The sequence below is a fragment of the Actinoallomurus liliacearum genome, assembly GCF_039542035.1.
GTDB classification, from domain to species: Bacteria; Actinomycetota; Actinomycetes; order Streptosporangiales; family Streptosporangiaceae; genus Actinoallomurus; species Actinoallomurus liliacearum.
In genome coordinates, this window is sequence record NZ_BAABHJ010000016.1 from 75,559 (window position 1) to 85,008 (window position 9,450).

11 protein-coding genes and 1 pseudogene are annotated in these 9,450 nt (G+C 71.9%); 5 read left to right on the top strand and 7 right to left on the bottom strand.

Annotated features, from left to right (window positions below):
• Positions 1-125 precede the first annotated feature (125 nt).
• Together ABD978_RS23050 and ABD978_RS23055 are read right to left on the bottom strand one after the other, a co-directional pair.
• Entirely contained in the window at positions 126-296 is a 171-nt protein-coding gene (locus tag ABD978_RS23050) for a hypothetical protein (RefSeq protein WP_345358097.1), read from the bottom strand.
• Between the two features lie 118 nt (positions 297-414).
• The gene (locus ABD978_RS23055; RefSeq protein WP_345358100.1) at positions 415-1,476 is read right to left on the bottom strand and encodes a polyprenyl synthetase family protein; all 1,062 of its coding nucleotides are present in this window, start codon (positions 1,474-1,476) and stop codon (positions 415-417) included.
• Between the two features lie 49 nt (positions 1,477-1,525).
• Here ABD978_RS23055 and metF point away from each other — a divergent pair, with 49 nt between their 5' ends.
• A complete protein-coding gene (gene metF / locus ABD978_RS23060; protein ID WP_345358103.1) occupies positions 1,526-2,437 on the top strand; it encodes a methylenetetrahydrofolate reductase [NAD(P)H] in 912 nt (303 codons plus the stop codon).
• A gap of 215 nt (positions 2,438-2,652) precedes the next feature.
• Positions 2,653-2,802, top strand: a complete 150-nt coding sequence (locus ABD978_RS23065) for a hypothetical protein (protein WP_345358106.1) — start codon at positions 2,653-2,655, stop codon at positions 2,800-2,802.
• A gap of 173 nt (positions 2,803-2,975) precedes the next feature.
• Here ABD978_RS23065 and ABD978_RS23070 read toward each other — a convergent pair whose 3' ends face one another.
• The 4 genes from ABD978_RS23070 to ABD978_RS23085 all read right to left on the bottom strand — a co-directional run bounded on the left by ABD978_RS23070 (position 2,976) and on the right by ABD978_RS23085 (position 5,523).
• The gene (locus ABD978_RS23070; RefSeq protein WP_345358109.1) at positions 2,976-3,563 is read right to left on the bottom strand and encodes a GNAT family N-acetyltransferase; all 588 of its coding nucleotides are present in this window, start codon (positions 3,561-3,563) and stop codon (positions 2,976-2,978) included.
• A gap of 5 nt (positions 3,564-3,568) precedes the next feature.
• Positions 3,569-3,892 carry a hypothetical protein gene (locus ABD978_RS23075; protein ID WP_345358113.1) on the bottom strand — a complete coding sequence of 108 codons (324 nt, stop codon included), beginning with the start codon at positions 3,890-3,892 and terminating at the stop codon, positions 3,569-3,571.
• On the bottom strand, positions 3,889-4,902 hold the full coding sequence (locus ABD978_RS23080; protein WP_345358116.1) for a hypothetical protein: 1,014 nt from the start codon (positions 4,900-4,902) through the stop codon (positions 3,889-3,891). Before ABD978_RS23080 ends, ABD978_RS23075 begins: the two co-directional genes overlap by 4 nt.
• A gap of 156 nt (positions 4,903-5,058) precedes the next feature.
• The gene (locus ABD978_RS23085) at positions 5,059-5,523 is read right to left on the bottom strand and encodes a YbaK/EbsC family protein (RefSeq protein WP_345358119.1); all 465 of its coding nucleotides are present in this window, start codon (positions 5,521-5,523) and stop codon (positions 5,059-5,061) included.
• 282 nt (positions 5,524-5,805) lie between these two features.
• Between ABD978_RS23085 and ABD978_RS23090 the strand changes: the two genes are divergently transcribed.
• Entirely contained in the window at positions 5,806-6,258 is a 453-nt protein-coding gene (locus tag ABD978_RS23090; protein ID WP_345358122.1) for an SAV_6107 family HEPN domain-containing protein, read from the top strand.
• Positions 6,259-6,873: 615 nt separating this feature from the next.
• Here the strand turns inward: ABD978_RS23090 and bldD are convergent.
• The gene (gene bldD, locus ABD978_RS23095) at positions 6,874-7,368 is read right to left on the bottom strand and encodes a transcriptional regulator BldD (protein ID WP_252782932.1); all 495 of its coding nucleotides are present in this window, start codon (positions 7,366-7,368) and stop codon (positions 6,874-6,876) included.
• A 554-nt stretch (positions 7,369-7,922) separates the two neighbouring features.
• Here bldD and pyrR point away from each other — a divergent pair.
• A complete protein-coding gene (gene pyrR, locus ABD978_RS23100) occupies positions 7,923-8,459 on the top strand; it encodes a bifunctional pyr operon transcriptional regulator/uracil phosphoribosyltransferase PyrR (RefSeq protein WP_345358125.1) in 537 nt (178 codons plus the stop codon).
• Positions 8,456-9,364 (top strand): annotated as a pseudogene (locus ABD978_RS23105) (aspartate carbamoyltransferase catalytic subunit); the annotation flags it as partial. The gene pyrR and the pseudogene ABD978_RS23105, both read left to right, overlap by 4 nt.
• Between the last annotated feature and the right edge of the window lie 86 nt (positions 9,365-9,450).

Sequence of the window (9,450 nt, forward strand, 5' to 3'; positions counted from 1 at the left end):
GTCCGCCGATACGACAGGAGCCCTTGGCCCGCGACGCGGGCCAAGGGCTCTTCTTCATGTGGGGGCGGTGGCCGGCTCTCGGCCGGCGGCTGCTCGGGGGCGCCCCCGTCGCGTCGGGTGCGGGCTCAGGGATGGACCGGCAGGCCCAGGCCCAGCAGGAACCCGGCGACGGCCACCAGCGTCAGCGCGAGGATGAGTCGGCGGCTGCGCGGGGTCCGGCGCGGCGCCGGCGCGGAGACGCGCACTCGGGTCGCGGGTTCGGCGATACGCGGCGGGTAAGGCGTGTCGAGCTTCATGCGGTCAATCGATCGGTCATGCCCCCATTGTTAACCACCGAAACCGCATTTGTCCGGCGAATGTTGATCCCCGGTCGTTCCGCAGGTCAGACGCGAGGGGCCGTGGGGCGGGGGCTCGTCAGACGCGGCGGGCGGTGGCGGCGATCGTCAGGTCCGACAGCGCCGCACGCGCCTCGGCGGTGAGCGGCGCGCTCGTGAGCGCGCCGGACGCCTCGTCGGCGTACCGGTCGATCATCCGCTCGCAGGCGTCCAGCGCACCGGTCTCCACGATGATCGCCCGGAGCCGTTCGACCCCGTCGGCGTCGAGCCCGGGGTCGCCCAGCAGGCGCTCCACCGTCTCGGCCTGCGCCGGTGCGGAGCGTTCCAGGGTCAGCGCGATCAGGACGGTGCGCTTGCCCTCGCGCAGGTCGTCGCCCGCGGGCTTGCCGGTCTCGGCCGGATCCCCGAAGACGCCCAGGACGTCGTCGCGTAGCTGGAAGGCGATGCCCAGCGGCATGCCGTACGCCGACAGTGCGGCCATCTCCCCGGATCCGGCCAGCGCCGCCCCGAGCTGCAGCGGCCGTTCGATGGTGTACTTGGCGGCCTTGAACCGGACCACCTGGAGGGCCGCCTCGACCATGGCCCGCGGATCGACGCCGCACCCTCGGGCCTGCCCGACCAGGTCGAGGTACTGCCCGCACATGACCTCGGTGCGCATGACGTCGAAGACGGGCCGTCCACGCCGCAGCGCGTCCTCCGGAAGGCCGCTGCCCTGGAACATCTCGTCGCTCCAGGTCAGGCACACGTCGCCGAGGAGGATCGCCGCGCCCGCGCCGAACGCCTCGGCCGAACCCCGCCACCCCGACGCGGCGTGCAGCGCCTCGAACCGGCGGTGCGCGGAGGGCTGACCGCGCCTCGTGTCGCTGCCGTCCATGACGTCGTCGTGGATCAGCGCGCTGGCCTGCAGGAGCTCGAGCGAGGCCGCCGCGGCGAAGATCTCCGGGCAGTCCCCGCCGCCGGAGCCGCGCCAGCCCCAGTAGCAGAACGCGGGACGCAGCCGCTTGCCACCCGCGAGCAGCGCGTCGAGCGCCGTCACCATGGGCACCAGATCGTCACCGAGAGTGCTCAGCATGGGGCGCTGCCGGTCGACGAAGGCATGCAGCGCCGCGTCGACCTCCTTACGTACGCGACTGGGGGCCATGAAGTCGAGACTAGTGGTCCTCGAGGCTCGCCCCGTTACGCTGGTCTGCATGACCTTCGCTCGCCCCACGATCCGGGAAGTGCTCGCCGCGGGCGAGCCGACGTTCTCGTTCGAGTTCTTTCCCCCCAAGACTGAGCAGGGCGCCCGCAATCTGTGGCAGGCGATCCGCCGCCTCGAGGTGCTGCGTCCCACGTTCGTCTCGGTGACGTACGGCGCCGGTGGCGGCACCCGCGACCGGACCGTCGAGATCGTCGAGCGGATCGCGATGGACACGACCCTCACCCCGGTCGCGCACTTCACGGCCGTGAACCACTCGATCCGTGAGCTGCGGCAGCTGATCGGCCGGTTCGCCGCCGTCGGCGTCCGGGACCTGCTGGCGCTGCGCGGCGACCCGCCCGGCGACCCGATGGGGGAGTGGGTCAAGCACCCCGAGGGCGTGGAGTACGCCGAGGACGTCGTCCGGCTGATCAAGTCGTCGGGCGACTTCAGCGTCGGGGTCGCCGCATTCCCGTACAAGCACCCGCGGTCGCAGGACATCGAGAGCGACACCCAGTACTTCGTGCGGAAGTGCCAGGCCGGCGCCGACTACGCGATCACGCAGATGTTCTTCCAGGCCGAGGACTACCTGCGGCTGCGCGACCGCGTCGCCGCGCGTGGCTGTGACGTGCCGATCATCCCGGGCATCATGCCGGTGACCCAGCTGAGCACGATCGAGCGGTCCGAGCAGCTGTCCGGTGCTCCGTTCCCGCGGGAGCTGGCCGAGCGGTTCGAGGCCGTCGGCGACGATCCGGAGGCGGTGCGCCGGCTCGGGATCGAGCACGCGGCGGAGCTGTGCCGGCGTCTGCTGGCCGAGGGCGCGCCGGGCATCCACTTCATCACGTTCAACAAGTCGACCGCGACCAGCGAGGTCTACTCGCGGCTGGAGGTCAGCGGAAGTCGTCGCCACCTGTCGGCCCTGTAAGCGCTGATCAGGCCACTAGTCAGGCCCACGCGACGGTTGGGCCGACGGTCGGGCGAACCGTCGGCCCGAACCTTTTTACGTTCCTTCCCGATGGAAATCCGTCGTCGACCAGGCCGCCGGCGACGACTCATTGCGCTCCGCCGTTTGGCCGTACCATGATCATCAAGCGTGCCAACAGAGCACGGCAACGAAACGGCAACGAAGAAGGAGCTCTCATGCCTGAGCAGAAGCGCCTGAGCCGCCAGGACATCAACAGGCTGCGGGATGACCTGACGGCGCAGGCGGGCAGGAAGCCGACGACGTCGGAGTGGAACGCCGGTCTGGCGGCGTTGCAGAGGGCCAAGAACGGCTCGAACAACGGCTGATCGGAAGCGGCCGTTACGGGCGCCCCCTCCAGGGGGGGCGCCTCTTCGGGTAACCGACAACGACCATGACAACTGCTCGTGTGCGGGTCAGCGGCCAGCGGGCGCGCGGCACCGCACGCCGCGGAGCCGGTTGATCAATTCACGTTCAACAAGTCGACCGCGACGCGTGCGGTCTACGACCGCCTGGAGCTCAGCGGGAGCCGCGCGCCCATGACCGCGTAGAGCGGGCCGCCGCCCGGAAACTGGAAAGCGGTGAGCAGGTCCGTCAGGCCGAGCGAGCGGTACAGGTTCCGGGCGGGCGTCTCGGAGTCCAGCGTGGAGAGCACGACGGTGCGCTCCGGCCGGTCCGCGCACAGCGTGGTGATCAGTCCACGGCCGAGCCCCTGGCCCTGACTGTCGGGATGGACGTGGAGTTCGGCGACCTCGAACGTGTCACTCATCCACGCGCGGGCGTGCTCCGGGCCGCCCACCTCGGCGAGCGCGGCGTGGACGACGTCGTGCCACCACTGACCGGGCTCGCCGTGGAAGCCGTACGCGAAACCGGCCACGTCGCGCCGGCGCCCGGCGACGAACGCCCGGAAGCCGGGGTACGCGGCGTGGCGCTCCATGATGGTGCGCCGGCCCGGCATCTGGTCGACGGGCGGCTCCATCGCCGCGGCGTACGTCGCCAGCATCGCGTCGAGCCTCCGGAAGAAGCCGCGCCGGTCGATCTCCCGTATCTGCGGGGTGGTCTCCCGCCGGGCTCCGAAAGCTGATTTCACGTAGCTCACTTTGGTAGATAAGGCGGGACTTTTGACAGTGCGTCGTAAATGTCCCACAGAATCTGGGCGGCCGCCTGTTTGAGCCGGCCGCGCTCCGTCTCCAGTTCACGCTGCCAGGTGCGCGCGGCGGGCCCCACCCAGGCGTCGCCGACCGTGCGGATCGGCGGGTCCAGCGCCGCCTCGAGCGAGTGGGCGCTCGCGTACGCGCGCTCGTACGCGGCGAACAGCTCGACGTACGCCGGATTCGGCTGCTGCGCCGGATCGCCCGGCGACGCGGCCGACGCCGTCGGCGGCCGTACGGTGGCCGGCGCGGGCGGATAAGCGCTCATGGACCCTCCTCCGCCGGAGGGGTGACCGGCGGCGCTGTGCTTCCGATTCGCTCGCTGCGCTCGGGCGTCGGATGGGCGGCGAGCGCTTGCAGCACCGTGGACCCGGGGTGGGCCGCGAGCGCCCGGTGTACGGCCTCGGAGTGGCGCGCGTGCAGCTCGGCCGCCGCCTCGGGGTCCGCCGCGGCGGGGCGGATCATCGCCTCGTGCGGAGGGTTCGGCGTTGGGATCCGGTGCCCCGGTGGGGCCGCGACCAGGTGCGCCAGGCCGATGTGCCCGAGGGCGACCTTCGCGCGCCGGTCGAGCCCGGCGTGCTCCAGCAGGCGGACCGCATCGTCGTGCACGCCCTTTCGGGTCGCCTCCTCGAGGAACTCGCGCAGCCACTTTTCGGACATCCGCAGGTGATGGCTGGCGAGGCCCAGCGACTCCCGGACCGTCGCCAGGCGCGCCTGGCGGCCGAGCGCGGCACCGATCAGGTCGGCCGCGCCGGCCGGGCCGAGGCGTGCGTAGAGACCCTTGACGTAGTCCGGGTCGTCGGCGTCGGCGGTCAGCCGCTTCCAGACGGCGACCGGGACCGGGCGCCCGGCCGCCGACGCCGCGTGGATCGCGGCGGCGTCGGCGGACCCCGCTCTGGTGGCGGCGTGCGCGTCGGGGAAATGGCCGACGGAGTGTCCCGCCCCGGCCGTCGTCGTACCGCCCGGGCGGCCGCCGAGGTGGCCGGCGCCGACCCGCGGCATGTCGGCGGCGCCCTTGCTCAGGTGGGCGATCGCGTAGCTCCGCCGCCGGCTGAGCATCCCCGGTTGGGCGCGGGCCCAGCTCTCCACAGCCGCCGCCTGATGCAGACCGGTGCGCGGGACGCTCGGGGGCAGCGCGGCGTTCGTGCGCAGCCAGGCGGTGATGGCGTTCGACGCACTCGTCATCTGCTGGATGAGCCGAGCCATCGCGGCGGTGTCGATGCCGACGAAATCCTTGTCGCGTGCCGCACTGGCGCGCAGACCGTCCTGTCCAGCCATGGGGCACCCGCTCCAGAGAGTGCGCTTGAGCCTCAGGTGACCGTTGTATCACCGCCTTTCGGCGGTTGTCCCCGGTGACGCGTGCACGATCGGGTCACGGACCGTCCAGGTCCGGTCACGGCGGGGCGATGGACGAGGGCTTCGGCACGGCGGCGATCAGTCGACGTCGGTGGGCGTGCCGCCGGTGAGGCGGAGCAACTCCTCGTACGAGGTGGGGAAGATGGTGTGCGGATGCCCGGCCGCCGCCCAGACGACGTCGTGCTTGGCCAGCCACGTGTCGACCAGGGTCCGGACCGGCTCCGGGTGCCCGAGGGGCGCCACCCCGCCGATGGGCTGTCCCGTCGCCGCCCGGACGAACTCCGGGTCCGCCCGCTTGATCTTCGCCGCGCCGATCCGCTGGGCCAGCGCGGTCGTGTCAACGCGGTGCGCGCCGCTGGTGAGTACGAGGAGGGGCTCGCCGTCGGCGGCGAAGATGAGGCTGTTGGCGATGGCGCCGACGTCGCAGCCGAGCTGGGCCGCGGCCGCGACCGCGGTGGGCGCGGCCTCGGGCAGTTCGCGGACCTCTCCGGTGGCGCCCAGTTCACGCAGGCGGGCGGCGACGTGTTCGACGTTGGGATGCATGGCAGCACCTTACGGCCCGGGGTGACGAGGGGGGTAAGGGGTTTCGAACTGCGGAGACACACCTATTCGAACACGTTGACGAATGGAGTCGTGGCCGCTTTACTGAGATGCATGCTCGAACCTGTGTTCGAGTGCGGCGTGGGACTCGCGGCCCGCGCCGAGGGGATCGTCTCGCGGGCAGCGCGATGCCGGGCGGGATGCGACGGCCGGGCGGGGCGAGGGGAAGCGCTTCGCCCGGCTCCCCCTGGGCCCTCGGGCCCGCCGAGCGGAAGGAGGCATGTCATGTCCGCAAGGTCGTCCACTGCCGTCCCACTGCATCCGACGCCCCGGCGCAGGCCCGCCGCATCGGCGATGTCACTCCTCCAGACAGCGCGCCGCGGGCTGATCGAGGCGGCCGAGTCGGCCGCCCCGGCGCTGCGCTACGTCGCGGCGCACCTCGCGGCGCTCCGCGCCGCCGCCGCCGTGCTCGCCGAGCGCGCCGACCCCGAATCCCGGACGCGCGGCAGGCCACGCAGCGTCTGGGTGCTGCTGCCCGAGGCCGAGCCGGCGCTGCGCGAGTGGGCGGCGTTCTTCGCCGCCGGCGCCGACAAGCGCGCCGCCGCGGAGGCCGGCCTGCCACGGGCGGTCACCGCGGACGAGGCCGACGAACTGCTGCACGACGCGGAGATCTTCGTGTCGCTCGTCGAGACCACCCTCGGCGTCCCGGGCCAGCCCATGCTGCCCGCCGCCGGCTGAGACCGTTCCAGAGACGGGCTCCGCACGCGGAGCCCCGGTCGACGCCCGCGGGGCCCGCCGCCGACCTCCCCCCGAAGCGGCGGGCCCCGCGCGGCGTCCCCACCCCGCGGCGCACATCGCGCGAGGCATCGAGGCGCGGTACGCCGCCCCAGGGCACCCGCCGGCACGGACGAGCGGAAAGCTCGGTGAAGGCGCCCCACCACAGTCGGGATACGACGTTCAACTCGGTTCGTCCCTGCGATTACCGAGCATTCGGTGCGCCATCCGGCCAGCCGCGTACGGATACCGTCGCCGCCCGTCGGGCCGCCGAGTCGCGGATGAGCGTCGCCGGACACGGTGGCTCACAATGCTCGGTGATCGTGGGCGCGGATCCGGTCGGATGCGGCATCTTGCCAGTGATCATGGATGGGGGACTCGCGTCGATGGTGGCAGGGCTGCCGCCTACGAGTGCTCAATGCCGACGATCAAGGGCGGGCCGTAGTCGACGCTTTCCAAGGTGTTCCGCAGGGTGGGTCGGCGCATGAAGAAACCCGCCCGGTGGGGTACCGGACGGGCTCCGTCACGACGCATCGGTCATGCGGCAGCCCGGAGGGGCCGCATGATCCGGGAGGTGGATCAGAACGCTTCGACCGCGCGGCGTGCCTCAGGGTCGAGGACGCCCCAGCCGATGAGTTCCTCTGTGAGCTCCGTCGGTGACTTGTCGTAGATCACCGCCAGCGAACGCAGATCCTCCTGCCGGATGGACAGGACCTTTCCGTTGTAGTCGCCCCGCTGGCTCTGGATCGTCGCGGCGTAACGGGCGAGGGGACCGGCCTTGTCCTTCGGAAGCTGCTGGAGTCGCTCGAGGTCGATCACGAGCTTGGGCGTCGGGCCCAGAGGGCTCGGCGCGGCTCCGCCCGGGAGCAACTCGGACACCGGCACGCCATAGAACTCGGCGAGCTCGGCCAGCTTCTGAACGGTGACGGCGCGGTCGCCCCGCTCGTACGAACCCACGACGACGGCCTTCCAGCGGCCACGGGATTTCTCCTCCACGCCGTGCAGGGACAGGCCCTGCTGGGTGCGGATGGCGCGAAGCCTCGCGCCGAGAGCCTTTGCGTATTCAGACGGCATCGTGCGGCCCCCAGGCTCACTTTCTCGTCGTCGATATGGCCCCGGGAGGGGGACCCGGACGGGTGGTTCCCGCCTGCCCCGAGACGGGTGTGCCGTGGGGCGCACTCTCAGCCGGCCGGGGGGCCGACTGCCCGAGGGGTCCATCTCCTGGGATGGTTACGGACAGTGACGGTAAAACGGGTAGCGCTCCAGGTCAAGCTGATTGGAAAAAAGCGGCGAAACAGTCGGCGTCCGCAGGGGCTCCGAAGAGGGGCTCGGAGGGCGCGAAAACCCTTGCGCACCGGGGCCTGCGGGGCCTGGCGACCACGCGTCGCACGGGTCGCCGACCGCCGGGTAAAAGCTTGCCATACCCGCGGCCGGGCGTCCGGCGGCTCGCTTGCGCAGCGTCGTCACCAGCGTAAACGTGCTGGTCCCGGTGTCAGGGGCAGAGTACCGGGGCTGCTAACGTGAGAGCGCCCGACGTCCTTTAAGACCCGTCCAGAGAGGCGGGAAAGGAGGTTATCGAGGTGAGTGCTGCCTCCGTGCCCGCGCACGGACCGTCACCCGATAGTGATGTGAGTCACAAGACCGTTCTCGAGGCCCCCGACATCCGGCGGGCGCTCACCCGGATCGCCCACGAGATCCTCGAACGCACCAAGGGCGGCCGCGACATCGTCCTGCTCGGGATCCCGACACGCGGGGTCACGCTGGCCGCCCGCCTGGCCGGGCGGATCGCCGAGGTCGAGGGCGAGCCCGTTCCGCAGGGTTCCCTCGACGTGACGATGTACCGCGACGATCTGCGCATGCGCCCCGCCCGCGCCCTCGGCCGCACCGAGCTCCCGCCCGAGGGGGTCGACGACCGCGTCGTCGTCCTGGTCGACGACGTCCTCTTCTCCGGCCGCACCGTACGGGCGGCCCTCGACGCGCTGAACGACCTCGGCCGCCCGCGCGCCGTGCAGCTCGCCACGCTGGTCGATCGCGGCCACCGCGAGCTGCCCATCCGCGCCGACTACGTCGGCAAGAACCTTCCGACCAGCACCCGCGAGAAGGTCAAGGTGCTGCTCGCCGAGACCGACGGCCGGGACGCCGTCGTGCTGGAGGTCCCCAAGTGAAGCGCCACCTGATCTCGGCGGCCGATCTCACCCGGGACGACGCGCTGCTCATCCTCGACACCGCCGAGGAGCTCTCGCGGATCGCCGACCGCCCCATCAAGAAGCTGCCCACGCTGCGTGGGCGCACCGTCGTCAACCTCTTCTTCGAGGACTCCACGCGGACGCGGATCTCGTTCGAGGCGGCCGCCAAGCGGCTGTCGGCGGACGTCATCAACTTCTCCGCCAAGGGCTCCAGCGTGTCCAAGGGGGAGAGCCTCAAGGACACCGCGCTCACCCTGGAGGCGATGGGCGCCGACGGCGTCGTCATCCGCCACAACGCCTCCGGCGCGCCGCACCGGCTCGCCGGCTGGGTGCGCGGCAGCGTCGTGAACGCCGGTGACGGCACGCACGAGCACCCGACCCAGGCGCTGCTCGACGCCTACACGATGCGGCGGCGGCTCGGCGACCTCGACGGGCGCCGGATCACGATCGTCGGCGACATCCTGCACAGCCGGGTGGCGCGTTCCAACGTGCTGCTGCTCAACACGCTCGGCGCGCAGGTCACGCTGGTCGCGCCGCCCACGCTGTTCCCGGTCTCGGTGGACACCTGGCCGTGCGAGGTCGCGTACGACTTCGACGCCGTGCTGCCCAAGAGCGACGTCGTGATGATGCTGCGGGTCCAGCAGGAGCGGATGAGCGCCGCGTACTTCCCGACCGTCCGCGAGTACAGCCGGCGGTACGGCCTGGACGCCCGCCGCCTGGCCGCCCTCCCGGACCACGCGATCGTCATGCACCCCGGTCCGATGAACCGCGGCGTCGAGATCGCCGCGGAGGTGGCCGACTCGCCGCGCTCGACCATCGTGGAGCAGGTCGCCAACGGCGTGACCGTCCGGATGGCCGTGCTGTACCTCCTCCTCGGCGGTTCGGAGCCGGCGATCGGCGGCGACGCGGCGCGGGCCGGCGCCGTCTCGCCCAACGGGGACGCGAAACGCGGCGGCGACGCATCGAGAAG